Annotated in this window: 29 protein-coding genes and 3 pseudogenes; 19 read left to right on the forward strand and 13 right to left on the reverse strand. The window is 49.2% G+C overall.

What is annotated here, in order from left to right; genetic code table 11:
- Positions 1-410: 410 nt before the first annotated feature.
- Positions 411-863: an SgcJ/EcaC family oxidoreductase gene (locus SK32_RS04565; protein WP_048211511.1), complete on the forward strand. Its 453-nt coding sequence runs from the start codon at positions 411-413 to the stop codon at positions 861-863.
- A gap of 74 nt (positions 864-937) precedes the next feature.
- On the opposite strand, the pseudogene SK32_RS26380 reads toward SK32_RS04565, so the two are convergent.
- The 7 genes and pseudogenes from SK32_RS26380 to pspF all read right to left on the reverse strand — a co-directional run.
- A pseudogene (locus SK32_RS26380) lies at positions 938-1,078 on the reverse strand (pentapeptide repeat-containing protein); the annotation flags it as partial.
- A gap of 5 nt (positions 1,079-1,083) precedes the next feature.
- Complete coding sequence (locus tag SK32_RS04570) at positions 1,084-1,725, reverse strand: helix-turn-helix transcriptional regulator (RefSeq protein ID WP_048211512.1); 642 nt, start codon at positions 1,723-1,725, stop codon at positions 1,084-1,086.
- 126 nt (positions 1,726-1,851) lie between these two features.
- Positions 1,852-2,820, reverse strand: coding sequence for a threo-3-hydroxy-L-aspartate ammonia-lyase (locus SK32_RS04575; protein WP_048211513.1), 969 nt, complete (start codon positions 2,818-2,820; stop codon positions 1,852-1,854).
- Between the two features lie 26 nt (positions 2,821-2,846).
- Positions 2,847-3,242 (reverse strand): RidA family protein, encoded by a 396-nt coding sequence (locus tag SK32_RS04580; protein ID WP_048211514.1) that lies wholly within the window; start codon positions 3,240-3,242, stop codon positions 2,847-2,849.
- Positions 3,243-3,616: 374 nt separating this feature from the next.
- Positions 3,617-4,189 carry a TetR/AcrR family transcriptional regulator gene (locus SK32_RS04585; RefSeq protein WP_048211515.1) on the reverse strand — a complete coding sequence of 191 codons (573 nt, stop codon included), beginning with the start codon at positions 4,187-4,189 and terminating at the stop codon, positions 3,617-3,619.
- A gap of 85 nt (positions 4,190-4,274) precedes the next feature.
- Complete coding sequence (locus SK32_RS04590) at positions 4,275-5,138, reverse strand: arginase family protein (RefSeq protein WP_048211516.1); 864 nt, start codon at positions 5,136-5,138, stop codon at positions 4,275-4,277.
- A 214-nt stretch (positions 5,139-5,352) separates the two neighbouring features.
- Positions 5,353-6,342: a phage shock protein operon transcriptional activator gene (gene pspF, locus SK32_RS04595; protein ID WP_163190173.1), complete on the reverse strand. Its 990-nt coding sequence runs from the start codon at positions 6,340-6,342 to the stop codon at positions 5,353-5,355.
- Positions 6,343-6,497: 155 nt separating this feature from the next.
- On the opposite strand from pspF, the gene pspA reads away from it, so the two are divergent.
- From pspA to tyrR, 8 genes are all read left to right on the forward strand, one after another.
- Positions 6,498-7,166, forward strand: coding sequence for a phage shock protein PspA (pspA, locus tag SK32_RS04600; RefSeq protein ID WP_048211518.1), 669 nt, complete (start codon positions 6,498-6,500; stop codon positions 7,164-7,166).
- A 54-nt stretch (positions 7,167-7,220) separates the two neighbouring features.
- Positions 7,221-7,445, forward strand: a complete 225-nt coding sequence (gene pspB / locus SK32_RS04605; RefSeq protein WP_048211519.1) for an envelope stress response membrane protein PspB — start codon at positions 7,221-7,223, stop codon at positions 7,443-7,445.
- Complete coding sequence (pspC, locus tag SK32_RS04610; protein WP_048211520.1) at positions 7,445-7,804, forward strand: envelope stress response membrane protein PspC; 360 nt, start codon at positions 7,445-7,447, stop codon at positions 7,802-7,804. Before pspB ends, pspC begins: the two co-directional genes overlap by 1 nt.
- Before the next feature lie 8 nt (positions 7,805-7,812).
- Positions 7,813-8,034, forward strand: coding sequence for a phage shock protein PspD (gene pspD / locus SK32_RS04615; protein ID WP_040230893.1), 222 nt, complete (start codon positions 7,813-7,815; stop codon positions 8,032-8,034).
- 76 nt (positions 8,035-8,110) lie between these two features.
- On the forward strand, positions 8,111-8,428 hold the full coding sequence (pspE, locus tag SK32_RS04620) for a thiosulfate sulfurtransferase PspE (protein WP_048211521.1): 318 nt from the start codon (positions 8,111-8,113) through the stop codon (positions 8,426-8,428).
- A gap of 142 nt (positions 8,429-8,570) precedes the next feature.
- Positions 8,571-9,968: a YcjX family GTP-binding protein gene (locus tag SK32_RS04625; protein WP_048212579.1), complete on the forward strand. Its 1,398-nt coding sequence runs from the start codon at positions 8,571-8,573 to the stop codon at positions 9,966-9,968.
- On the forward strand, positions 9,965-11,026 hold the full coding sequence (locus SK32_RS04630) for a YcjF family protein (protein WP_048211522.1): 1,062 nt from the start codon (positions 9,965-9,967) through the stop codon (positions 11,024-11,026). Before SK32_RS04625 ends, SK32_RS04630 begins: the two co-directional genes overlap by 4 nt.
- A 146-nt stretch (positions 11,027-11,172) precedes the next feature.
- Complete coding sequence (tyrR, locus tag SK32_RS04635; protein WP_048211523.1) at positions 11,173-12,717, forward strand: transcriptional regulator TyrR; 1,545 nt, start codon at positions 11,173-11,175, stop codon at positions 12,715-12,717.
- A gap of 52 nt (positions 12,718-12,769) precedes the next feature.
- Here tyrR and tpx read toward each other — a convergent pair whose 3' ends face one another.
- Positions 12,770-13,276: a thiol peroxidase gene (gene tpx, locus SK32_RS04640; protein ID WP_040230898.1), complete on the reverse strand. Its 507-nt coding sequence runs from the start codon at positions 13,274-13,276 to the stop codon at positions 12,770-12,772.
- 115 nt (positions 13,277-13,391) lie between these two features.
- Here tpx and ycjG point away from each other — a divergent pair, with 115 nt between their 5' ends.
- Complete coding sequence (gene ycjG, locus SK32_RS04645; protein ID WP_048211524.1) at positions 13,392-14,378, forward strand: L-Ala-D/L-Glu epimerase; 987 nt, start codon at positions 13,392-13,394, stop codon at positions 14,376-14,378.
- Here ycjG and mpaA read toward each other — a convergent pair.
- Positions 14,353-15,060: a murein tripeptide amidase MpaA gene (gene mpaA, locus SK32_RS04650; RefSeq protein WP_048211525.1), complete on the reverse strand. Its 708-nt coding sequence runs from the start codon at positions 15,058-15,060 to the stop codon at positions 14,353-14,355. The genes ycjG and mpaA overlap by 26 nt on opposite strands.
- Before the next feature lie 184 nt (positions 15,061-15,244).
- Here mpaA and mppA point away from each other — a divergent pair, with 184 nt between their 5' ends.
- Positions 15,245-16,858 carry a murein tripeptide ABC transporter substrate-binding protein MppA gene (gene mppA, locus SK32_RS04655; RefSeq protein ID WP_048211526.1) on the forward strand — a complete coding sequence of 538 codons (1,614 nt, stop codon included), beginning with the start codon at positions 15,245-15,247 and terminating at the stop codon, positions 16,856-16,858.
- Between the two features lie 1,760 nt (positions 16,859-18,618).
- Here the strand turns inward: mppA and SK32_RS26385 are convergent.
- A pseudogene (locus SK32_RS26385) lies at positions 18,619-18,730 on the reverse strand (SOS response-associated peptidase); the annotation flags it as partial.
- A gap of 286 nt (positions 18,731-19,016) precedes the next feature.
- Here SK32_RS26385 and SK32_RS04665 point away from each other — a divergent pair.
- Entirely contained in the window at positions 19,017-19,598 is a 582-nt protein-coding gene (locus SK32_RS04665; RefSeq protein ID WP_048211528.1) for a YrbL family protein, read from the forward strand.
- A gap of 130 nt (positions 19,599-19,728) precedes the next feature.
- Here SK32_RS04665 and SK32_RS04670 read toward each other — a convergent pair whose 3' ends face one another.
- Positions 19,729-20,292, reverse strand: coding sequence for a MarR family winged helix-turn-helix transcriptional regulator (locus SK32_RS04670; protein WP_048211529.1), 564 nt, complete (start codon positions 20,290-20,292; stop codon positions 19,729-19,731).
- Positions 20,293-20,407: 115 nt separating this feature from the next.
- On the opposite strand from SK32_RS04670, the gene SK32_RS04675 reads away from it, so the two are divergent.
- Both SK32_RS04675 and SK32_RS04680 read left to right on the forward strand, forming a co-directional pair.
- On the forward strand, positions 20,408-20,638 hold the full coding sequence (locus SK32_RS04675; protein ID WP_048211530.1) for a glutaredoxin domain-containing protein: 231 nt from the start codon (positions 20,408-20,410) through the stop codon (positions 20,636-20,638).
- Between the two features lie 68 nt (positions 20,639-20,706).
- A complete protein-coding gene (locus SK32_RS04680) occupies positions 20,707-20,976 on the forward strand; it encodes a Rho-binding antiterminator (protein ID WP_048211531.1) in 270 nt (89 codons plus the stop codon).
- A 28-nt stretch (positions 20,977-21,004) separates the two neighbouring features.
- Here SK32_RS04680 and SK32_RS04685 read toward each other — a convergent pair whose 3' ends face one another.
- Positions 21,005-21,775: a DeoR/GlpR family DNA-binding transcription regulator gene (locus SK32_RS04685; RefSeq protein WP_048211532.1), complete on the reverse strand. Its 771-nt coding sequence runs from the start codon at positions 21,773-21,775 to the stop codon at positions 21,005-21,007.
- 118 nt (positions 21,776-21,893) lie between these two features.
- Between SK32_RS04685 and SK32_RS04690 the strand changes: the two genes are divergently transcribed.
- The 4 genes and pseudogenes from SK32_RS04690 to SK32_RS26390 form a co-directional block, all read left to right on the forward strand.
- Positions 21,894-22,277 carry a VOC family protein gene (locus tag SK32_RS04690; RefSeq protein ID WP_048211533.1) on the forward strand — a complete coding sequence of 128 codons (384 nt, stop codon included), beginning with the start codon at positions 21,894-21,896 and terminating at the stop codon, positions 22,275-22,277.
- Between the two features lie 375 nt (positions 22,278-22,652).
- On the forward strand, positions 22,653-23,279 hold the full coding sequence (locus tag SK32_RS04695; protein ID WP_048211534.1) for a carboxymuconolactone decarboxylase family protein: 627 nt from the start codon (positions 22,653-22,655) through the stop codon (positions 23,277-23,279).
- 36 nt (positions 23,280-23,315) lie between these two features.
- On the forward strand, positions 23,316-23,723 hold the full coding sequence (locus SK32_RS04700) for a cupin domain-containing protein (protein ID WP_048211535.1): 408 nt from the start codon (positions 23,316-23,318) through the stop codon (positions 23,721-23,723).
- A gap of 109 nt (positions 23,724-23,832) precedes the next feature.
- Positions 23,833-24,116: pseudogene (locus SK32_RS26390) on the forward strand (zinc-binding dehydrogenase); the annotation flags it as partial.
- A 22-nt stretch (positions 24,117-24,138) separates the two neighbouring features.
- Here SK32_RS26390 and SK32_RS04710 read toward each other — a convergent pair.
- The gene (locus tag SK32_RS04710) at positions 24,139-25,170 is read right to left on the reverse strand and encodes a mechanosensitive ion channel family protein (RefSeq protein WP_048211537.1); all 1,032 of its coding nucleotides are present in this window, start codon (positions 25,168-25,170) and stop codon (positions 24,139-24,141) included.
- A gap of 245 nt (positions 25,171-25,415) precedes the next feature.
- Between SK32_RS04710 and SK32_RS04715 the strand changes: the two genes are divergently transcribed.
- The gene (locus SK32_RS04715; RefSeq protein WP_048211538.1) at positions 25,416-25,676 is read left to right on the forward strand and encodes a DUF2534 family protein; all 261 of its coding nucleotides are present in this window, start codon (positions 25,416-25,418) and stop codon (positions 25,674-25,676) included.
- Positions 25,677-25,695: the final 19 nt, after the last annotated feature.

Genomic DNA, 25,695 nt, shown 5'->3' on the forward strand with positions numbered 1-25,695 from the left:
GCTCCACTTTGAATATAACTCATAAACTATCTTAGCATTTTCATGCCTCATCTGACCCGTAATAAACGAAGCGCGAGTTTCATGAGGGTATAGCTATGCCAAATTTATGTGCAGGGGTGTCGCAAGTACCGAAACGTAAGGAAGGGATAGCGTTAAAGAGATTCGGGAAGGGGGACAGAAATCATATGCATGCTGAACTATAATCATTCAGGTAGTGGTTTATGTTAAATACAGAGCATCAACGCCAAAATATCTAATTATTTCATTGTATTAATTACTCATTTATTTAACGTCTTTATTTTCTACACCCGGCGTATGTTAATGGTTTCTATTGGTTATTACAGGTGATTTGACTATCCGGTTATCAATGACCTTCTTGTGGCCATCTAACCATTAATGGAATGATTACTATGAAGCAATTACTTGGTTTTGCTTGTTCACTGATCCTTTTATCGGGCCCCGTTTTTGCGACTCCGGCCCCAGAATGTGTGAAGGTGAACAAAGCGCAAATCGAAGCGCTATTCGACAAGTGGAATGAATCACTGAAAACGGGTAACGCGAAGACAGTATCTGAAAATTATCTTAGTGATGCAGTATTACTTCCCACGGTGTCGAATAAAGCCCGCTTAACAGATGCTGAGCGTGAGGATTATTTTGAACATTTTCTGGCAAAGAAACCGACCGGGAAAATTGACAGTCGTACCATTCGTCTTGGCTGTAATAAGGCGATTGATGCTGGTACCTATACCTTCACCTTCGCAGACAAATCGACTGTTTCGGCCCGTTATACGTTTACTTACGCATGGGATGGGAAGGCGTGGAAAATTTCCACCCACCACTCTTCAGCAATGCCTGAAGGGTAACAGAACAGATACGTAGGGGGCGGGGATTCACCGCTCCCAGGTGTATTGCGGGCTTGATTAACCAGGGCTAACCGCCCAGACCGTTCCATGATCAAAGAGGCCTGGTAACTATCTATCTTAACGCCTTGTAAATCGACGCCCCGAATATCTAAATCACCCAGTTCAGAATTGGTCAGATCGCAATGCGTGAAGTTCGCTGCTCGCCAGTTAAACGACCAACTTATTCGCCGATAGCGTTAGCCTGACGGGCGTACAGGTATGCGGTTGCTCTGGACACTCCCAGATGCTGCGCCACTGTATCCATGGATTTTCGTACGTTCAGTAAACCTTCCTTACGCAATTGTTGAATCAGTACCTTTCTGTCTTCTGTTTTCAGCGCTCGCGCCGTTGTTGCACGTTCAGCCGCAAAGTTATCAATACGCTGGCGAATCACTTCATTACTGCCAGGATCGAGGTGTTCGCTGACAGGTGAGCACTCGGTTTCAGTAAACCGTGCAAGCGCACTCTGCATCCCGCGAAATAGCGTCATATCAACATTCAGGCATAGCGCCGCGATGTATTTGCCTTGTTCGTCCTTGATGCCAATAGAGGTACTTTTTACCGGGCGACCATCAGCAAACTGATTGCTGTAGTTGGCAACGATGCTAGGAAAATCAGGTGATGCGATCCGCGCCAGTCCAAGCTCCGTTGCGGGCTGGCCAGCTTTGCGACCGGACAGATTATTATGTATGGATAAGATCGCATGCTCAGGGTTCTTGAGGTCATGAACCACAACCTCGCAAAACGGAGAGAAGGTATCGCTCAGTCCTTTGGCGATGGTTTCAATTTGATTGAGTAGCGAGTTATCGTCGGTTTTTGGCATGCCAGTCTCCTGCAGTGATGCCTGTTGCCATTATGGCGGCCAGTTTACAGCGTCCTGGGGCTTCTTTTCCAGACTGGAACAGGCGTATAGCGATAAGGTATCCGCACCGCAGATACCTTAATGAGATTACCCTGCAAGGAATTCACTGTAGCGGTTGATATCAACATTGCCACCACTGATGATAATGCCGATTCTCTTTCCCCGAAGGCCTGCTTTTCGCGCTCTCGCGGCGGCAAAACCAAGGCAGCCTGTTGGCTCCACGACCATTTTCATTCGTTCCGCGATAAATTTCATTGCGGCAATTAATTCATCATCTGAAACCGTCAGAATATCGTTAACATGTTTCTGGATCAGTGGAAAGGTATGCTGTCCTAGATGTTGGGTTTGCGCGCCATCTGCAATGGTTTTCGGCGTATCGATGTGCACAACTTTGCCACTGCGAAACGACTGTTGACCGTCGTTGCCTGCCTCAGGTTCCACACCATAGATAAGACAATCAGGGGACAAGTGTCGCGCGGCCAGTGCGGAACCAGATAGAAGACCGCCACCACCCAGACAAACAAAAAGGGCATCCAGAGCACCAACTTCTTCAATCAGTTCTTTCGTGGCAGTACCCTGGCCTGCAATAACGTGCGGGTGATCGTAAGGTGGGATCAGCGTTAGTCCCTGTTTTTCTGCCAGATCCCGGCCAATTTTTTCACGATCTTCAGTATAACGGTCGTACATCACGACATGTCCGCCATACCCTTTCGTGGCAGCAACCTTAGCGGCTGGCGCATCGTGCGGCATGATAATTGTCGCCGGAATACCCAGTAATTTTGCGGACAGGGCAATTGCCTGAGCATGGTTTCCGGATGAAAAAGCCACGACGCCGGCTGCTCTCTGTTCTGGTGTAAACTGGCGCAAAGCATTCATCGCGCCGCGAAACTTAAATGCCCCCATCCGCTGGAAGTTTTCGCATTTGAAGAAAACGTCAGCACCAAACTCTTCATTCACCGTTCGTGATGTCATAACCGGTGTCTTGTTCGCATAACCTGCGATACGCTCAGCGGCCGCGGCAACATCGTGGTAATCAGGTAGTGTCATTTCAGTCATTGTTGTTCACCTGTAACAGTTAATAGTCACACTTGTTGTGCTAACGCAATGGCTTCAATTTCTACGGCAAAGCCGTAATGAAGCTCTGCAACGCCAGCGACAGCACGGGCTGGACGGGAATCACCGATCCATTCGCCGTAGATCCGATTAAACGTCGGCCACTGATTAATGTCCGTGACATAGACGCGTACCGATACCAGGTGCTGACGGGAAACGCCGGCTCCTGCCAGACAAGCATCAACATTCTGTAGAGCCAGTCTGGTCTGTTCTTCAAAAGAAGCATCCGCTTTTCTTTCGCCATTAGTCGTGACAGGTAGCTGTCCAGAAATGAAAACGAATCCTCCGGCAGTCACACTATGTGAGTAATGGCCTGCTGGCGGGAAGCTATCCGTGGTTGTGTTCTGGGTAATATTGGTGGGCATGGTTCAATCTCCAGCTTAAGTATTGATGATTCATTTAGTATAAAATAATACTGTTTGTATTATTTTATACACCATCGTCATCCTGGCATCCAGTCTCTTTTTTCAACGACATGGCCCTGTGGACGACGTAAAACGATCGGCATACCCGCTGAAATGCTTGTATAACGTTAGGATTTATGGCTGTGATGTCGGGCAGGAATGATGAGTGCGCAGAAATGATTTTTTGCTTTTACTCGTGGTCGGGAGTTCAGCTGCAATTCACCGACAATTGTATAAATTGATACTTTATGTATTGATTGTGTTGACGCCCGCAATGCCCACTTCTGGCGCGAAGTGGGCAGGGGAAAGATCAGAAAGCAGGCTCGGGAAGTATTTTATTTAAGCAACTTTGACATTAAATCAGGGAACGCTGGTACATCTGTTTCCAATGAGAACGCAGGGTTAATAGCCTTACGGGCAATCAGTCCGTCAATAAATGCAAACAGAATGATGGTTATCGCTTGTGGGTTAATATCCTGACGAAACTCTCCTGCGGCGATACCTTGCGCAATTATTCCCGCAATGCTTTGTCGCATGATGTTATCACTGGCGATAAACGCTTCCCTGAGTTCCGGATTGCGTGCCGATTCGGCCATGATCTCTATCCAAAGGTTGTGCGTGACAGGGTAACCGACATCGCTTATGCAAGAAACGACCTGCTTGCAAAGACGATCAAAAAACGATCCGCTACAGGGCTCATTATGGGCAGCCAGCGCAGTGTTTTGCTCTTCCAGAACGATTGCCCGAATAAGCTCATCCTTACTTTTGAAGTAAGTGTACATGGCTCCCTGGCTGATACCTGCACGCGTGGAAATTTCGCGCACGCTGGTTGCATTGAATCCTTTCTCAGCAAAACAGGCTGCGGCAGCGGTAATAAGCTTATGGTAGGTTTCAGTATTCTTTAGCATATCGACCTTTATCTTTGAATCTATGGCGAAACTTTACCGTGCTTTGAGGCCTGGAACCAGCGATGAGATTTATCGATATCTTGCGTTACTTCATGAGAGGTAATGCACTGAGCATGTTCTTCAGGTTCACCATATCCCACGGCAGATGTTCAGCAATGGTAAGCCCGACGGCCTCGGCGTTTGCAGTGGCAAGATTAACCAGTTTAAGCACCTCTTCAATAGTCAGCTTACCCTCAGCCACATCGCCAAAATCATGTTCCCCTCGGCCTGGTTTGGCGAACAAAACAGAACGGAAAAGTGACGGGTCCAGAACATCCAGATCAATATGAATCGCCAGATATTCAATGTGTTCGCGGGCAATCCATTCCATAACCTCGTTGGCACCGTTTTTGACATCATCAGGGCCAACCGTCGCAATCCGGTGATGGGCCAGATAGTCGCTTTCGTATATCAGTGGATTGTGAATGCCGGCAATCATAATTTTTGACGGCGAAACCTTGTGTGTGACGTGATCCACTAAATCTTTATCGCCCGTGCCAATCAGTGCGCCAAGTACATGGGCATGCGCATTTGGATACTGTTCAGCCGTCTGCACGTCGGGGTGAGAGTCGATCCAAAGCACGCCCAGCTTATCACCGTACTTATTCAGCAGATGCGCGAAGGGCACCAAAGAAACCAGGCAGTCACCGCCCAATACGACAATCGCGTCGGGATCGTGTTTTTCAATACGCGTCACCGCATCGTTCAACTGTTTAAGAATCTGTGGTTTACCAGTAATGCCATCTATTACACTCAGCGGCTCGCTTTCAGGTAAAGCAACCGGAACATCCTCGACGGGGCCTTTCGCTTCAGGCGAGAGAAAGGACAACAGAAGTGATCCGAGATGATAGGGGGGATTGTTGCCTCCCTGCCACTGGGGGAAGGAAAGTCGAAGCGTTTTTTTAGCCATAATTTACCTGCTGTCAGTTTCTAAAGAGGATCCTCAAGGCGTATCCGTGTTGGTCGCCTTGTAGTGATTATGTGAATGAACGTTCATTCATTATGGGGTCAGTATGAAACTTATGCAAGATTGATGATATGTGGGAACCGTTAAACGGTACTATTTCAATGTGCTTTGTGGAGGATTTTGCACATGAAGGCGCTTAACGGTTGGTAATGCATCGCTAAATCTGGTGTTTTTTAAGCAACGCGCGGAGCTGATGGTACGTCAGCCCAAGCAGTTCGGCGGCCTTTTTCTGGTTAAATTTTGCCTGTTGTAGGCTGGTTTGCAGAAACGTCTTTTCTTGCTGTTGCTGGAATGCGCGCAGATCCAGCGGTAACGTTGCCGCTGTAGAGGGGGTTTCCTGCTGCTGAACGTCTGTAGTGTGGCGCTTAAACGGATCTATCACTACCTCGTCCAGCGGATAATCGCTGGTACCATGTCGGTATACCGAGCGTTCAACAACGTTTTTCAATTCGCGGATATTGCCCGGCCAGCGATAGTGGAGAAGTGTTTCTCTGGCTTGTGTGCTAAAACCGGGAAACAGCGGTAATCCAATCTCGCGGCACATTTGAATCGCAAAATGTTCGGCCATCAACATGATGTCGCTTTTACGCTCCCGTAAAGGTGGAAGTTGCACGACATCAAAGGCCAGTCTATCCAACAGGTCTGCGCGGAAAGTACCTTCACTGACCATTCTCGGTAAGTCGGCATTGGTGGCACAGACCAGGCGCACGTTAACCTGCAGCGGCTGGCTACCGCCTACGCGCTCGAGCTCTCCATACTCAATAACGCGCAGCAATTTCTCCTGTACCAACATCGGTGCGGTTGCCAGTTCATCAAGAAAAAGTGTGCCACCGTCGGCGCGCTCGAAGCGGCCAGGATGGCGTTTTTGCGCTCCGGTAAAAGCGCCAGCTTCATGGCCGAAGAGTTCGGAATCGAGTAAATTTTCGTTCAGCGCCGCACAATTAAGAGAAATAAACGGTCCTTGCCAACGAGTGGAAAGGTAGTGCAGACGGTTGGCGATTAACTCTTTTCCTGTGCCACGCTCACCGATAACCAGCACGGGTTTTTCCAGGGGGGCCAGATGGGAGACTTGTTCCAGCACTTCAATGAAGCTGTTTGCTTCCCCCAGAAGAGTATCTTTGTATCCTGCCATGATGAAATTCACCATTTGTTAGTGTTATTCACCAATTTACCCTAATTATCTCGTCAGGTAAAATTAGATATTATCTTAAAAATCAATAATATAAAAAGTTGGCACGACAAGTGCATTATGGAAGCAGCAGGGCATTGCCCGATATCAGAACAGTAAGTGAGGATTACATTATGGGTATTTTTTCTCGTTTTGCCGACATCGTGAACGCCAATATTAATGCGTTGCTGGAAAAGGCCGAAGATCCGCAGAAACTGGTGCGGTTGATGATTCAGGAAATGGAAGACACGCTGGTTGAGGTTCGATCTAACTCAGCGCGTGCACTGGCAGAAAAAAAACAGCTGTCCCGCCGGATTGAACAGGCCAGTGCGCAGCAGGCGGAGTGGCAGGAAAAAGCGGAGCTGGCGCTGCGCAAAGAGAAAGAAGATTTGGCGCGTTCTGCGTTAATCGAAAAACAGAAATTGACTGACCTGATTGCCTCTCTGGAGCATGAGGTCACGCTGGTTGACGATACGCTGGCGCGGATGAAAAAAGAGATTGGTGAGCTGGAAAATAAACTCAGTGAAACCCGGGCTCGTCAGCAGGCATTGATGTTGCGTCATCAGGCGGCGAGTTCTTCTCGTGATGTCCGTCGTCAGTTGGATAGCGGCAAACTGGATGAAGCAATGGCCCGCTTTGAATCTTTTGAGCGCCGTATTGATCAGATGGAAGCGGAAGCCGAAAGCCATAACTTCGGTAAGCAAAAATCTCTGGATCAGCAATTTGCTGGCCTGAAAGCAGATGATGAAATCAGCGAGCAGCTGGCGCAGCTTAAAGCCAAAATGCAGCAAGACAAGCAATAATAACATCTGGCGGTGCCCGAACGCGCCGCCGCTCATCACCTGTAAGGAGTACTCATGAGCGCGCTATTTCTGGCCATTCCGTTAACTATCTTTGTGCTGTTCGTTTTGCCGATCTGGCTGTGGCTGCATTACAGCAATCGTTCCAGCCGTGGTGAACTGTCGCAAAGCGATCAGCAACGTCTGGTAGAGCTCAACAATGATGCACAGCGTATGCGTGAACGTATTCAGGCGCTGGAAGATATCCTTGATGCCGAACATCCAAACTGGAGGGACCGCTAATGGGGGGCGTTAACCTGAACAAAAAGCTGTGGCGTATCCCGCAGCAGGGCATGGTTAAAGGGGTCTGTGCTGGTATTGCGCACTATCTTGATGTCCCCGTGAAGCTGGTAAGGATCCTGGTGGTACTGTCAGTCTTTTTTGGTCTGGCCTTTTTCACCGTAGTTGCCTATATCGTGTTGACGTTTGTGCTGGACCCAATGCCGGACAACGTCGTATCCGGCGACCAACAGCCATCAAGCGGGGAACTGCTAGATTCCGTCGATCGTGAACTGGCCGCGAGTGAAAAGCGTTTGCGTGAAATGGAGCGTTATGTGACATCGGACACCTTCACATTGCGCAGTCGTTTCCGTCAATTGTGAGGATTGAAATGAATAATCGCTGGCAACGTGCCGGGCAAAGGGTTAAGCCGGGCTTTAAAATAGCAGGCAAGCTGGTACTTTTGACTGCGCTTCGCTACGGCCCCGCAGGTGTTGCGGGGTGGGCGGTGAAATCAGTGGCCCGCCGTCCGTTAAAAATGTTGCTGGTGTTGGTACTGGAGCCATTATTGAGCAAGGTTGCCAGGAAAATTTCCCAACGCTACGGCCAGTGATAGCATGCTCGCAATATTTCCTTAAGATCAAGTATATAGTGTTAGGTGACTTTCCATCATTTAACGGAACGATACTATGTTGAAAAAAGGAGTATTCGCACTAGCGCTGGTCATCGGGATGCCGGTATTTGCGGCCGAGCACTGGATTGATGTTCGTGTTCCTGAACAATATCAGCAGGAACACCTTCAGGGGGCCATCAACATCCCTTTAAAGGATTTGCAGGCACGAATTGCGGCAGAAGTCCCTGATAAGACCGACACCGTGAAGTTGTATTGCAACTCAGGTCGTCAATCCGGGATGGCAAAAGATATGCTGACCGGGATGGGCTATACACAGGTAACCAACGAAGGCGGTATTAGCGGGATTCATCTTCCTAAAGTAGAGAATAAATAATCCGCATGCTTTCTTTTGGCTAAAGGCGACATGAATGATGTCGCCTGATTTCTTTCAGGGAGTTGATAACTCAGTATTAAACCTTATGTTTGCTCCCTGTTTGTTATAATTTCTTCGGTTCCTTCAGCATAACGGGATGGCGATGAAGCGACTTAAAAATGAACTCAACTCGCTGGTTAATCGCGGCGTAGATCGGCATCTGCGCCTGGCTGTCACAGGACTTAGCCGCAGCGGTAAAACAGCGTTTATTACCGCAATGGTAAACCAGTTACTCAATATTCATGCCGGTGCGCGCCTGCCGTTGCTCAGTTGTGTGCGTGAAGAGCGTCTGCTTGGCGTAAAGCGGGTTCCTCAGCGCGATTTTGGTATTCCGCGCTTTACCTATGATGAGGGACTGGCGCAGCTTTATGGCTCTCCGCCAACCTGGCCGACGCCAACGCGTGGCGTCAGTGAAATTCGCCTGGCGTTGCGCTACAAATCCAACGATTCTTTGCTGCGTCACTTTAAAGATACGTCCACGTTGTACCTGGAGATCGTCGATTATCCGGGGGAGTGGCTGCTCGATTTACCGATGCTGGCCCAGGATTACCTTGGCTGGTCACGGCAAATGACCGGATTATTGCAGGGCCAGCGAGGTGAATGGTCGGCCAGATGGCGGCAGCTATGCGAGGGGCTTGACCCGCTGGCGCCTGCTGACGAAAACCGTCTGGCGGAAATCGCCGCGGCGTGGACAGATTATCTGCATCAGTGCAAACAGCAGGGATTGCATTTCATTCAGCCCGGGCGCTTTGTGCTGCCGGGGGACATGGCTGGCGCACCTGCGCTGCAATTTTTCCCGTGGCCGGATGTTGATGCTTTTGGTGAGTCAAAACTGGCACAGGCGGATAAACATACCAACGCAGGTATGTTACGCGACAGGTTTAATTACTACTGCGAAAAGGTCGTGAAAGGGTTCTACAAGAATCACTTCCTGCGCTTTGATCGCCAAATTGTGCTGGTCGATTGCCTGCAACCGCTTAACAGCGGACCACAGGCGTTTAACGATATGCGACTGGCGCTGACACAACTGATGCAAAGTTTTCATTATGGTCAGCGCACGTTGTTCCGCCGGTTGTTCTCGCCGGTAATCGATAAGTTGCTGTTCGCTGCCACCAAGGCCGACCACGTTACGGTCGATCAACATGCCAATATGGTGTCGTTGTTGCAGCAATTGATTCAGGACGCCTGGCAAAATGCTGCGTTTGAAGGCATCAGTATGGACTGTCTGGGACTGGCATCGGTGCAGGCAACCACCAGCGGCCTGATTGATGTGAAGGGCGAGAAGATCCCCGCGTTGCGCGGCAATCGCCTGAGCGACGGCGAGCCGTTGACCGTCTATCCGGGAGAAGTCCCTGCGCGTTTACCTGGCCAGGCTTTTTGGGATCGCCAGGGTTTCCAGTTTGAAGCCTTTCGCCCGCAGGTCATGGATGTAGATAAACCCTTACCGCATATTCGCCTGGATGCCGCGCTGGAGTTTTTAATAGGAGATAAATTGCGATGAGCGAGCCGTTAAAACCGCGTATCGATTTCTCAGGTCCACTGGAAGTGGAACCAAACACGGCATTTAAAGCACAGAAAATGTTCAACGATACGGAGGCGCAGACTTTTTCTCCGGCGACAGTGGACGAACCACTGGAAGACGAAGGTCAGGCAGAAGCCGTTATTGATGCGGCCCTTCGCCCTAAACGCAGTTTGTGGCGCAAGATGGTGATGGGCGGGTTGGCACTGTTTGGCGTAAGCGTTGTCGCTCAGGGTGTGCAGTGGACCATGAACGCCTGGCAGACTCAGGACTGGGTCGCGCTGGGGGGCTGTGCTGCGGGTGCGCTGATTATTGGCGCAGGCGTTGGGTCGGTGGCAACCGAGTGGCGTCGGCTGTGGCGTTTACGTCAACGCGCACACGAGCGTGATGAAGCGCGTGATCTGTTACACAGTCACGGAACCGGAAAAGGCCGCGCATTTTGTGAAAAGTTGGCACAACAGGCGGGTATCGATCAGTCTCATCCTACGCTACAACGCTGGTATGCCTCTATCCATGAAACGCAGAATGATAGGGAAGTTGTGAGCCTGTATGCCCACCTGGTGCAGCCAGTGCTGGATGCGCAAGCACGACGTGAGATCAGTCGTTCTGCGGCGGAATCCACGCTGATGATTGCCGTCAGCCCGTTAGCGTTGGTGGATATGGCGTTTATTGCCTGGCGAAATCTGCGGTTGATTAACCGTATAGCTACGCTGTATGGCATCGAACTCGGCTATTACAGCCGCCTGCGCCTGTTTCGTCTGGTACTGCTAAATATCGCTTTTGCCGGGGCCAGCGAGTTGGTGCGGGAAGTGGGGATGGACTGGATGTCGCAGGATTTAGCGGCCCGGTTATCCACGCGTGCCGCGCAGGGTATTGGCGCGGGCTTGTTAACAGCGCGTCTGGGGATTAAAGCGATGGAGCTGTGCCGTCCATTACCGTGGATTGATGATGATAAACCGCGACTGGGGGATTTCCGCCGTCAGTTGATCGGTCAGGTGAAAGAGACCTTACAAAAGAACAAATCCCCGCGTGAAAGTTGAGTAAATACGGGTGCCGATCGTATAACTTTACGCCCCGGCGCCCAATTTTCCAGCGTGCTGTCAATATTTGTTGACAGAGTCCTTCCTGCTAACCCAATACTGGCTTATCATTTAATACATAATCCCTTGTCCAGGTGAAGGTTCCTATGCGTTTGGAAGTCTTTTGTGAAGACCGTCTTGGTCTGACCCGCGAATTGCTCGATTTACTGGTGCTGAGAAGCATTGATTTACGCGGTATCGAGATTGACCCCATCGGGCGAATTTACCTTAATTTTGCGGAGCTGGAGTTCACTAACTTCAGCAGCCTGATGGCTGAAATCCGCCGCATCGCAGGGGTAACGGACGTCCGTACCGTGCCCTGGATGCCTTCCGAACGCGAACATCTGGCGCTTAGCGCGTTGCTTGAAGCATTGCCTGAACCCGTTCTTTCTCTGGATATGAAAAGTAAAGTGGAGATGGCAAACCCGGCAAGTTGCCAGCTTTTTGCCCATCCCCAGGAGCGGATGCGCAACCACACGGCGGCACAGCTCATTAATGGGTTTAACTTCCAGCGCTGGCTGGAAAGTAATCCGCAGGATTCCCATAGTGAACATGTGGTGATTAACGGACAGAACTTCCTGATGGAAATTACGCCGGTCCATTTGCAGGGCGAAAATCAGGAGCAAATGCTGACCGGTGCCGTTGTCATGTTGCGTTCTACCCTCCGCATGGGCCGTCAATTGCAAAACATGACCACCCAGGATCTGAGCGCATTCAGCCAGATTATTGCCGTAAGCGCCAAAATGAAACACGTTGTTGAACAGGCGCGCAAGTTGGCGACGCTGAGTGCGCCGCTGCTGATCACCGGGAATACCGGTACGGGCAAAGATCTCTTTGCGCATGCCTGCCATCTGGCGAGCCCACGTGCGTCAAAACCTTATCTGGCGCTGAACTGCGCGTCTATTCCTGAAGATGCGGTAGAAAGCGAACTGTTTGGTCACGCCCCGGAAGGTAAAAAAGGGTTCTTCGAGCAGGCGAATGGCGGTTCAGTGTTGTTGGATGAGATTGGCGAAATGTCGCCGCGCATGCAGACGAAATTGCTGCGCTTCCTCAATGACGGGACGTTCCGTCGCGTGGGTGAAGATCATGAAGTTCATGTTGATGTTCGTGTAATCTGCGCGACGCAAAAGAACCTGGTGGAACTGGTGCAGAAAGGTCTTTTCCGCGAAGATCTCTATTATCGTCTGAATGTCCTGACGCTTAATCTGCCGCCGCTACGCGATTGCCCACAGGATATTATGCCACTCACAGAGCTGTTTGTAGCGCGTTTTGCCGATGAGCAGGGTGTACCGCGTCCGAAGTTGTCTGCCGATCTCAGCACGGTGCTCACCCGCTACGGCTGGCCGGGCAATGTGCGTCAGCTTAAAAATGCTATCTATCGGGCGTTAACTCAGCTTGAGGGCTATGAACTGCGTCCGCAGGATATCTTATTGCCGGATTATGATGCTGCGACAGTTGCCGTCGGAGAAGACGTGATGGAAGGGTCGCTGGATGAGATCACCAGCCGCTTTGAACGTTCTGTGTTGACGCAGCTTTATATGAATTATCCCAGCACGCGTAAACTGGCTAAACGCCTGGGGGTTTCACATACCGCGATTGCCAATAAGTTACGCGAGTATGGTTTGAGTCAGCAGAAAAAAAACGAAGAATAATGATGCAAATAAAAATGCCTCCATCCGGAGGCATTTTTGTATTCAGGGCAACTTAGGCTTTCAGCACGGCCAACGCTGCATCATAGTCAGGCTCGTTGGTAATTTCATTGACCAGTTGGCTGAACACGATGTTGTCATTTTCGTCGATAACGACAACGGCACGAGCAGCCAGACCTTTCAGCGGACCTTCGGCAATTTCAACGCCGTAGTTTTTCAGGAATTCAGCGTTACGCAGGGTGGACAGCGTGATAACGTTGCTCAGACCTTCCGCGCCGCAAAAACGAGAATGGGCGAATGGCAGATCGGCTGAAATGCACAGTACGACGGTGTTGTCGATTTCTGTCGCCAGTTGGTTAAACTTACGTACTGATGCCGCGCACACGCCGGTATCGATGCTTGGGAAAATATTCAGCACTTTGCGCTTGCCTGCGAACTGGCCCAGCGTAACGTCAGACAGGTCTTTAGCCACAAGGGTAAAAGCCTGGGCTTTGCTTCCAGCCTGAGGAATAGAGCCGGCAACTGCAACCGGGTTGCCCTGGAAATGAACGGTTTGTGACATGGTTATCTTCCTGTTTACATATAGTTAACGTCAAGGCTAGTTTATGCCATCAGCAGTTAACACGGCAAACGCTATTTGCGGATATCCGCTTCAGGGACTGCATTAAGGAAAACAAATGAGATCAGTTAAGGTGTATGAGGAAGCCTGGCCGTTACACACTCCCTTTGTGATTGCCCGCGGGAGCAGGACCGAAGCGCATGTGGTGGTGGTTGAACTGGAAGAGAATGGTGTAAAGGGCGTTGGAGAATGTACGCCTTATCCTCGCTATGGCGAAAGCGATGCGTCGGTACTGGCTCAAATCATGAGTGTTGTGCCGCAACTGGAACACGGTGTGACGCGTGAAGCGCTGCAGGCATTGCTGCCCGCGGGGGCGGCGCGTAATGCCGTTGACTGTGCGCTTTGGGATCTCAATGCGCGTCAGCAACAACAGTCTCTGGCCGACTACGTTGGTACTGAACTGGATGCAACAGTAACGACCGCTCAAACCGTCGTGATTGGCACGCCGGAGCAGATGGCGGCGAGCGCGACTGCGCTATGGGATAACGGTGCCAGATTGCTGAAAGTCAAACTGGATGCACACTTAATCAGCGAAAGGATGGTTGCGATCCGGGCGGCTGTGCCTGAGGCGACAATCATTGTTGATGCTAATGAATCCTGGCGTGCTGAAGGGCTGGCCGCACGCTGCCAGTTAATGGCGGATTTAGGCGTTGCGATGCTGGAGCAGCCTCTGCCGGCTAATGATGATGCCGCGCTGGAGAATTTCGTGCATCCGCTGCCTGTCTGTGCAGATGAAAGCTGCCATACCCGCAGCAGTCTGAAAGCGCTGCATGGACGCTATGAAATGGTCAATATCAAACTGGATAAGACAGGCGGACTGACGGAGGCGCTGGCGCTGGCGACCGAAGCCCGCGAGCAGGGATTTGCACTCATGCTGGGCTGTATGTTGTGTACATCAAGGGCGATCGGCGCTGCATTGCCGCTTACGTCACAGGTCAGCTTTGCCGATCTGGATGGCCCAACATGGCTGGCCAGAGACGTGGAGCCTGCCTTGCATTTTACAACCGGACAGCTTCATCTCAAGGATGCCAGCGCAAAAGATTAGACATTGCCAGCAGGTATTTTTCGCTCGCTTCATCCGATGAAATGGGCGGAAATTCTGCAGTAATGCAATGTAGGTTTAGATCGGCGCACCAGCTACCAAAAGAGCCTGGCGTTTCATAACCGACGCTGGTTACCAGCGGCAATTCGAACGACTGCGCCAGCCACGCGCCTAATTCGCTGTGTCTGGGATCTTCAATACAGGCCAGCGGATCGTGGAAAGAAACTACCCATGCAGGATGAATGTGGTGAATAAGTTGGCATAGTGCCTGGGTCTCAGGCTCAGATCCCGGATGATCGCCAGTCAATAACACCACATCACGCTCTTCTGCGCTGCTGTTCCAACGATATACCGTTTCACCAGATTTCCAGTTTGCCGCCGGAAAGTTACGGTTAAGATCTACGCCGTTTGCATTTGCACGCAGACCCAACTGGCAACCGTCAGGGTTTACCGCCAGCACCACATGATGGCGACGCAGGGAGGGATTAAGCGTACGCAATGCGCAGGAAAGGGTAACGACCGAGGAGTTTTCGTCGCCGTGCGTTCCCGCCAGTATCAGGCCGCTTTCACGATCGGCTGCCGGTGCCGGGAACCAGATTAGCGGCGCGCCCAATAGTGAACGTCCGTAATGTTCGGTTCCTGGCGGAAATGCGCCGCGCTCGGCACGGGGGCGGGTAACGGTCATAGTCATCTCTGAATGCTGGGATAGTTACTCGCAGTGTTGTGCAAAATGTATGGATAATCAAATCGTTTTCACACACTTATCTTTTCAGGTGTAATATCACTTTCCTGTCGGAAGTTAATTGCATTTCCTGCTGGCGATACAAATAATTACACATTCACTTAGTAGCCGGAATTGAGGGTATCTTATGCAGCATTCTGTTTCAGTAACCTGTTGTGCGCTGTTGGTTAGCAGCATTTCATTATCCTGGGCTGCTGATGTTCCCAGCGGGACGGTACTGGCAGAAAAGCAAGAACTGGTGCGTCATATAAAAGATGAGCCAGCGTCACTCGATCCGGCAAAAGCCGTTGGGCTTCCAGAAATTCAGGTTATTCGCGATTTATTCGAAGGGCTGGTCAACCAGAATGAAAAGGGTGAGATTATTCCCGGTGTCGCCACACAGTGGAAGAGTAATGATAACCGTATCTGGACGTTTACGTTGCGCAATAATGCGCAATGGGCCGATGGCACGCCGGTAACGGCACAGGATTTTGTCTACAGTTGGCAGCGTCTGGTTGACCCGAAAACACTATCGCCGTTTGCCTGGTTTGCCGCGCTAGCAGGGATCAACAATGCCCAGGCGATCATCGATGGCAAAGCCGCGCCCGATAAGTTAGGTGTCAGCGCGGTGGATGCGCATACCTTCAAAGTGCAGTTGGACAAACCGCTACCCTGGTTTGCCAACCTGACAGCGAGCTTTGCGTTTTATCCTGTCCAAAAAACCAATGTCGAAAGCGGTAAAGAGTGGACGAAGCCAGGCAACCTTATCGGTAACGGTGCCTATGTGCTGAAAGACCGTGTGGTTAACGAGAAACTGGAAGTTGTGCCGAATACACATTATTGGGACAACGCCAAAACGGTGCTGCAAAAAGTGACTTTCCTGCCGATTAACCAGGAGTCTGCTGCGACCAAACGCTATCTTGCTGGCGATATTGATATTACTGAGTCCTTCCCGAAAAATATGTATCAGAAGCTATTGAAGGATATTCCGGGCCAGGTGTATACGCCGCCGCAGCTTGGTACTTATTACTATGCATTTAACACGCAAAAAGGGCCGACTGCCGATTCACGCGTGCGTCTGGCGCTCAGTATGACTATCGATCGTCGTCTGATGGCGGAGAAAGTATTAGGAACTGGCGAAAAACCCGCCTGGCACTTTACGCCGGATGTGACGGCAGGATTTATCCCGGAACCTTCTCCGTTTGAACAAATGAGTCAGGAAGAGCTTAATGCCCAGGCGAAAACGCTGCTGCGTGCCGCGGGCTATGGTCCGCAGAAACCGCTTAAACTCACACTGCTGTACAACACCTCTGAAAACCATCAGAAGATTGCTATTGCTGTGGCTTCCATGTGGAAGAAAAATCTTGGCGTGGATGTGAGGCTACAGAACCAGGAGTGGAAAACCTATATTGATAGTCGTAATACCGGCAACTTTGATGTTATCCGTGCCTCCTGGGTGGGCGACTACAATGAGCCTTCTACGTTCCTGTCATTATTAACATCGACCCATACGGGCAATATCTCCCGCTTTAATAATCCGACATACGATAAAGTGTTGACCCAGGCTACTCTGGAAAATACAGAGAAAGCGCGGAATGCTGATTATAACGCTGCGGAGAAAATTCTGATGGAACAGGCACCTATTGCGCCGATTTATCAGTACACCAACGGACGTTTAATTAAACCGTGGCTGAAAGGGTATCCGATTACCAACCCAGAGGATGTGGCATACAGTCGCACTATGTATATTGTTAAGCACTAATTGCGTACGTCCTCCTGTTAACCTTCGTTAACCACTTCAAAACCAGAACTGGCGCTGACTTCAGCGCCCGCATCTCCAGACAATCAGTATCAACCTCATTAAAAATAATGATAAAAATATATCTAATGAATTATTCATACTGCAGATTTCGATTTATACCGTCATTTAAACTTAATGAAATGGTATTCTTCAATAAAGAACACTGTCGGTGCTTGTAGAAATAAGGTTTAATAATTAAAGTAGTGGTGTAAAATATGAAGCGTAACTGAAAGCACCGGGGCACTTAGCTTGTACATTGTGGATAAGCAATATATTGTCGGAACCCAACAAAGAACGGCTAGCTATATTAGCCTGCATAATCTGATGTTATATTTGAAGAAAAAACAGCCGTGCAACCCTGGCGACAGTACTTAAGGACCGTTAACTGGCGAGCAAGGTATTCGAAACTGCCGGGGGCATGGCCCTGATATGGACGATGATTGCCATAATCTCAATGAATTAATGTTTATTAATATTATGTCATGTGTTTATGTATGTGGTTAGATTTTAGTCTGATTAAGCTACTGATGGCATCTGGCCAGGTTATCAGATTGTGACTATGGTTATTTGCAGTGTAAAAACCAATATGGATTGCATGTGGCTTAGAATTAACTTTGTTGGTACTTTGCAAGAAATTCCTACTACCTACAATGACGCCATTACCTGTTGAATCATCGGGATTTTCTCCAGGGAAGCCTTATGTAATCGGCATAGTAACCTGACCAGAGCCCAGTTATCGTAACGTTAGTATCCGTGCCAGACACATACTTAAACCTGTCTCTTCTCTGCGCGGGCATCTATTTCCTGGTGTTTCAAGGGACTACTAAACAGCAGGGAAAAGCTGTATATTTCGCAGGGTTGACATGCTCTGACTTGTAAGTGCAGTTACTAGCTTATAAACAAAGGATTATGAATGTTTTTGATTACTATTTGTTACGCACTTTTCGCTTTGTGTCTTTTTGCAACATTTTATGTCTTGATGACGTACGAAAAGCCGGGAAAATTGCACAACTGGGAAATTATAGTATTAATAATTATTTCTACATTCTGGCTTCCTGAGCTGATTATTCTGGTTTTCTCTTTTGCGCTTCTGGGACCAATGCTTTTGGGGATCAGGCATCTGCGCCGGCAGAGTGTTTCCGCCTGAATCATTGGTACCTTAACCTCGTACTGCACGAGGGGTTACGGCCAAATCTGGCCTGTGAACAGTGGGGACCGACCGGAAGATTGTTAGCGATGAATGTGACTCGCTACAGGGTTATTCTCATTATTGACGTCGAAATACCAACTCTGTACAAACGATTCCCGGCATCTGAACGATAAATTTGTGGCGTGCAGGAGTTTCAATTTTAATTGTCCGGGTGTCGTTTTCTGGCGCACAGCGGAGAGAACGCAGGTAGCGGTTATCTACGGTGTTGATGTTGCAACGATGTATAAAAATTACCTACAGGGTGAGCATAAACATCATAGTGAATCATCTATATTTCTTGAACAGTGTTGAAGTATCGGCAGATACCGTTTCTCTGAATTGTTAATGATTTTGGGTTGATGTGAAAATAATGATTATTGTATTGCTGTGGATTTTTAATCAATTTGTTGGGAGTTAGTATGAAAGATATCCATAGTGATTTTCCCTTGCAGTGTTTAATCTGGTTATCTGACGCAACGTAGTTTGGCTCCCTAATTTTTACATTCTTGCCTGTACGTGTTACGCCCTGTCATATCAATTTTGTAACTGGCACGAAACCATCGTCTGCAATGTCCTCGGCTTCTTTCCCCTCCAACATCCGGCCTCATCCATTCGCGAGCGGCCTCTGGTGGCAGCACCATAGGTCACGGTGAATGACGCTTAGTTGAATACCTTCCGCTGTTTACCTTCGTTAACAACATCAAAAAAACAAAGCTGGCGTGGATTTCTCCAACAGTATCTCCTGGCGTTCAACCTGCTGCACATCCACCGTTACTTTGCTTCAGTACGTCACTACAAAAGTTATTTATTGGATGAATACGCTATTTGTTTAACAACCATTGAAATAGATAGATACACAATATTTTTTGGCTGAGACAACTCTTCGTTGAGGCAACTCCATTTCACGTAGGGTAAAAATAAAAAAATATTATGAAACAAATACTTATATTGAAAGATGAAGACTTGCTGGCACGAGGTAACGATCGCTACGTCTTCCAGCATCCACAGGATAGTAAACTGCTGGTCAAAATCGTGATTCCAGGCATTGCGAAATATAAAAGCAAGCTACGTGAGGTCTTTCGGGACATCAAAGAATGTAAGTTGAGTCACCAAACCGACGCATTTTATATGCAAAAAATTGAAGGACTTGTTGAAACAAATAAAGGAATAGGGCAACTCACGGTTAAGGAATGTGATGAGCATGGTCACATCGCGCAAACGCTTTATCAGCTTGCCCTGAACAAAGAACTTGATGCCAGCAAATTGCAGAAGTTGAATGTTTTTTTAGCGTGGTTTGTCAGTACCGGTGTCATTATTAACTCCCTGCATTGTAAAAACATCGTCTACGCCTGGGATGCCACGCGTCAGGAATATTGTTTCAAAGTCATTGATGGTTTTGGTGACAAAACGTTTTTTCAGCTCAGTAAGTTTTCAGCGGCAATACGCGATAAAAATAAAGTCAAATGTCTCAAGCGGATGCTACGGGATCTGAACCACCTGCAACATACGTAATCCGCAGAAATTGTTGACGATATGGCGTGGGAACGCGGCTACCGTAATATCGCCGTGTCAAATGCCTGTAGCGAGTGGTTATCCTGGAAAGCGGCAACCCGGCCACATGAAGACACTATAACAGAGAAGATCATACGTCCGGGGGCTGATGCTCCCGACAAATTAACATCGAATCATCCTCGCTCAACGGTTCTTTCGTTAAATTACAAAATCCCTGACCATTTACTTTTTGGTGGAACCGACAGCTCTGGCACAGACCAAATCCCGGCACATTACTGGTGCGCTGAATGCCCCGCAGAAGTTCGAAGAGTAGCTCCTTGAGTAAACCCGCGCGTTCACCCATCGCAGATTCGCCCGTCATCAAAAATGAGGGGGGAAGCAGGGCATCCAGCAAATTTTTGGCCGACTCGGTGAGCTGCAGATGAACGCTACGCTTATCCCTGGCATCCTGCGTGCGTACCACCAGTCCTTTTGATTCCAACAACTTTAGCGATTGTGACACCGTTCCTTTGGTGAGACCGAGGTAGTCCGTCACGGCGAGAGGCGTATTGGAGTAGCGGTTACAGCGTGCGAGATACATCAACGCACTGAGCTGTACTGGCTGAAGATCCGCCAGTAAAGGATGCTGGCGAAACCACATCCGCGTCAGACCAGACAGTCGGTCCAGTACGTCAAAAAGCGACATATCATGCATAACAAAATCCTCCTCGGCATATAGTATCGACTAAAAACTATATTGACAAAGCATAAAACTGGCGTAGCATAAATTATAGTATCGATTCGATACTATAATTTAAAGGAGAGGTATCATGACCAAAGCCCGTTTTTATCATGCTGGTTGCCCGGTTTGCGTTTCCGCAGAAGAAACACTGCTACAGTATCTGTCCCCGGATGTGGAAATCGAGGTTATTCATTTGGGAGAACAACCCGATCACGTTGCAGAGGCGGAGCGAATCGGAGTGAAGTCTGTTCCCGCTCTGGTAATCGACGGTAATGTGCTGCATATCAACTTTGGCGCACCTATCGAAGCGCTGAAATAGCGTCGCATGTTCGGGAAGTCGCGTGAGCTATTTCCCGAACCGGCGTGGACATAGGGAAGGGGGGATTTATGTGTGCGGCAGAAAAGTACCATCCTGTCGATTGCGATCTGCATGACTATCTGGAGATTGCCTGTCTCTATCACTATTTGCTGCGCATTGAACTGACTACCGGGGAACACTTTGATGCCAGGGCCGTGACGACATGCACCACAGCAGACAAAGAGGAATTCTTGCTTGTGGAGTGCCATGAACACCATCATAGAATTCGCCTGGACTATCTGTCAGCCATTACCCCATTGACGGCTGGCGCCACTTTTGGCACCGTGATATTCCGTTGAATTTACACGTAAAAAGACTGCGCCACCGTTATACGGTGTAAATGCGGATGTCATGCGCCTGAAAAGCGGTGCCGTACTGTTTGCTGATGTTTTCCTCCACGACAATGACATCAATGTTACTGCTGGCGGTGACAACATAACGTGCGACGGCAGGGATCTTATCCGCCGTCAGTGCGACGATAGTTTCGTTACACTGCTTAATTACCGCTTTTTTAAACTCACAATCGGCGTAATCAAACCCGGTTAATCCGGACTCCGGTGCCATCGCACAACCACCAATAAAACCTTGATCAAATAAAATATCCTGTACCTGGGCAATGGCTGTCGGACCTACGCACCCACCGGACGATCGCTGCACTGGCCCACCTAACATGATGACCTCGAATAGCGGTTTTTTCAGCAGTACGGCGGCAATATCAGGTGAATTTGTCACGACGGTTAATGCCAGCTCAGCGGGAAGGGCTTCAGCCATTGCCAGGTTGGTTGTTCCTGTGTCGATAAAAATACAGCTTCTGGATTTCACTAGCCGGGCACATCTTTGCGCGATGCTGCTCTTTTTCGCGGTATTAATATTCTTGCGTACTGTGATGTCAGCTGACTCTGGTAGTGAAATGACAGCCCCGCCATAGACTTTCTTGCAAACACCTTCTTTACACAACTCTTGTAAATCGCGGCGGATCGTATGTTCTGACACCCCCAAACGGACGGCCAGTTCAGTACAGATCACTCTGCCGTTTTCCTGCAGGATCTGATAGATAAGCGCCTGGCGTTGATCCGGGAATGCAGCGTAATCGAGCATGAGAACTCCATAAAAATAAACATCGAGCAATAACGTGCATAATCCTGCATTATAATGCAGGATGTCAATATCCCTTAACGGGGGCGTACCGTTCAGAGTAAACGATAAGAGGATCGCGATGAAAATTGCACACATGGCTTTATGGACCCGGGATCTTGAACGACAAGCCCGGTTCTGGGTGTCGTTTTTTGATGGTGTGATAAACGAAAAATACTGCAGCAAAACCAATCCCGGGTTTGAATCTTATTTCGTCAACATTGGTGAGGACATTGCGATTGAGTTAATGACCAAACCGGGACTGACCCACCCTGTACCTGACAATAACACTTCAGGATGGGTGCATCTGGCTCTCTCTGTTGGTGGCGCGGGGCATGTTGATGCTCTGGCTATACGCGCAAAAGAACAGGGCATCCTGGTCTCCGGACCACGAACCACCGGTGACGGGTATTACGAGGCCGTCATTCAGGACCCCGACGGTAATTTAATCGAGATTGTAGCGTAATACGTAGATCAGGCCGGATGACAAAATTGCCCGCGCAGGATCTGTAGTTCAGTAATACCTCGGGTTATTTGTTGGGTGGCCAGACCGAGTGTTGCGGCAGCCTCTCTGAACTTCAGCGTTTCGGCTGCCGTAAAAAATATCTTTCATGTGTCGAGTTTATCCAGCATATGAGTCGCTGGCCCGTGAAATTGGATGCACCGCAAGTGGATGTGACGGACAGCGCTGTACTGCCACATTGTGGATAGCGCTATTCATGACTTGTCTTCATAGGTTTGTCCTTATTTAACCCTCTAATCGTCGATACGCTGAGCCTCTATAATTTTTGCGTTTTCAGCATTCGGCGGCAGAGGCTGTCGCCTCCCCGGAGAATCGAACATGTCAAATCATTTGAATGCCAGACAACTGGCAGTTGTCCCCATTGCAGCATTCACTGCCACAGGACAGCCAGATAAGCTGGAGGCAGCGCTTAATGCAGGGTTAGATGCAGGACTAACGCTGAATGAAGTGAAAGAGGTTTTACAGCAGCTTTACGCGTACTGTGGTTTTCCCCGTAGCCTGAATGGCCTGTCGTGCCTGATGTCGGTAGTGAAAGTCCGCAAAGAAAAAGGGATTGTGGATCCAGAAGGGAAATCCACTACGCCGCAACCTGTTGACTGGAACAGCCTGCTGGCGGGGAGCCAAACGCAAACCCAACTGGTTGGACAGCCGGTTAGCGGTCCGCTGTTTGATTTTGCCCCTGCCATTGATACCTGGCTTAAAGCACATCTGTTTGGCGATATTTTTCAGCGCGATGTACTGGACTGGCCGACTCGTGAACTGGCAACCGTCTCTGCGTTAGCCGTACTGGGCGGCGTGAACAGCCAACTGAAAAGTCACTTCGCGATCAGCCTGAATGTTGGGTTCCGCCCTGAGCAACTTATCGCGTTTACTGCGCTACTTAAGCAGCACTGTGGTGCTGAGATTGCGGAAAATGCCCGTGCAGTTCTTGATGAATGTATTTAAGGAATTCCGTTAGCTAATACCCCAGCAGGAGTCATGATGAACGAACAATTTGATGGCAACAGCGTCTTTCCCCGGGGAGAGAAAAATGAAGCCTATGCGAAGTACTTCACCGGGACCAGCTATCTGACCATGCTTTCAATGGAAGGAGTGGTGATTGGTAACGTTGCATTTGAACCTGGCTGCCGTAATTTTTGGCACATTCATCATCAGGGCGGTCAAATTCTGCTGGTGACTGGCGGCAGAGGCTGGTACCAGGCGTGGAATCAACCTGCGCGAGAACTGAAAACGGGTGATGTGGTTCATATTCCGGCGGGAATGAAACACTGGCACGGAGCTGCACGTGATAGCTGGTTTGCCCATATTGCGGTAGAAATCCCGGTAGCAGGCGCATCGAATGAATGGCTGGAGCCGGTCGCTGACGCCGAGTACAACCTGTTGCCCTGAGCTATGCTGGTTGAGGTGCACTTTATCTCTGAGGAGATCGAAATAGCCATGAACGTGAAGGGTTATGCCGCGCTGGCGGTGAAAGAAGATCTGGTCCCGCACAGTTTTGTTCGTCGTGAAGGTGCCGGAAGGAATCGACTTACGTGGTGCTGCACCGTTGTTGTGTGCCGGTATCACCACATGGTCGCCGTTGCGTCACTGGCAGGTTGGGCAGGGGAGTAAAGTCGCTGTTGTTGGGTTGGGTGGCCTGGGACACATGGCGATCAAGATTGCTAAAGCATTGGGGGCTGATGTTACGTTATTCACGCGGTCGCCAGGCAAAGAAGCTGATGCCAGACGCCCGGGGGCAGTGATGTTGTGCTTTCAGCAGACAGCGAACAGATGAAAGACGCGGGTATCCGCGTCTTGATTTTGGTTAGTGGGCAGAAGGTTGTGCCTCGGCGTTATCCATATACAACGTCTGACTGGGGAACGCAAAGTCAGCACCGTTTTCCTGAACTATTGTAATAATTTTCAAGTACACATCTTGTTGTACAGCAAGCCACTCCTGCCACACGGTGGTTTTCGTGAAGCAATACACCATGATATTCAGCGATGAATCGGCAAATTCATTAAAATAGACCAGCAGGGTTTGTTTTTGATCTATTCCGGGATGATTTTGCAACATTTTTCTGACCGACTCGACAACTGCGCCAATTTTATCAGCATCTTCATAACGTAACCCGATCACCGTTTTGATTCGTCGATTACTCATCCGCCCCGGGTTTTCTACACTGATGGAAGAGAAAATTGAGTTCGGCACGTATAACGGACGGTGGTCGAAGGTGTTTATTTTGGTCATTCTCCAGCCGATTTCCGTTACCGTACCTTCGATATTTCGGTCCGGAGAGCGGATCCAGTCACCGATGCTAAACGGCCTGTCGAAGTAGAGCATAATGCCAGAGAAAAAATTGCTCAGGATATCTTTACCTGCCATACCGACAGCGATACCGCCGATGCCGCCGAACGTTAACAGCCCTGACAGGCTCATGCCGAAATGCTCACCGTACAGCAAGATGATGGCGACGACGATCGTAATCTTAATGATGCGTGACATGATCCTCGCACTGGTGATATCTCTGCCCTTACTAATCTGCGTTTTTTCAAACTGGTTGATGACCAGAAAGAGTTTTATCGTCAGGATCAACGCAATCAACGAGGTACAGATAAAGTCGACCACGCTTGGGGAGATAAATTTCAGCTTATAACTATCGATGACGTTATTCGCAATAGTGCCAAACGTACCAATGATAATGGCATAAACAAAAAACTGTGCTGCGTGGAATATGAATCCTTTGCAGTGTTTTTCACTACGATGAAACCACACGCTCATCAGGACTAACGCTGCACAGCTGCTGAGAATTACCGTTAAATTAAACGCATTATTTATAAACAGTTCAGCGATCATGATTCTCCCAGGTCACTCCGTGTTAGCTAAATATCATCTGACATCCTTCATCAGCGGATATTTTACCTAGTTCAGGCTGTCAGATCATTCATCAAAAGGAGAGCGAAATAATACAATCAGCGTTATTTTCAGGCGAATAGTACGCATGTCAAGTTTGAGTGTGGCGTATGTAGCAGACAGTGAGTTGATGTCATGGTATTGTTGCTGCAAAGTAACACGGTATTCATCTGCATAAGGACGATATTATGATCATGGCTAAGCTGAAGACAGCGAAGGGACGGAAGTTTCTGTTATGTCTGCTTGGGGTATTTATTATTGCGGCATCGGTTGTGACGCGCGCGACGATTGGTGGCGTCATTGAACAGTATGACATTCCGCTCTCCGACTGGACAGCTTCGATGTATGCCATTCAATCCGCAATGATTTGCGTCTACAGTATGGTTTTTACTATTTTGCTGGCTATTCCGCTCGGTATCTATTTCCTCGGAGGCGAGGAGAAGCACTAAGAACATGTCATGCCGGATG

The sequence above is a fragment of the Citrobacter sp. MGH100 genome (assembly GCF_001034465.1).
GTDB lineage: Bacteria > Pseudomonadota > Gammaproteobacteria > Enterobacterales > Enterobacteriaceae > Citrobacter > Citrobacter youngae.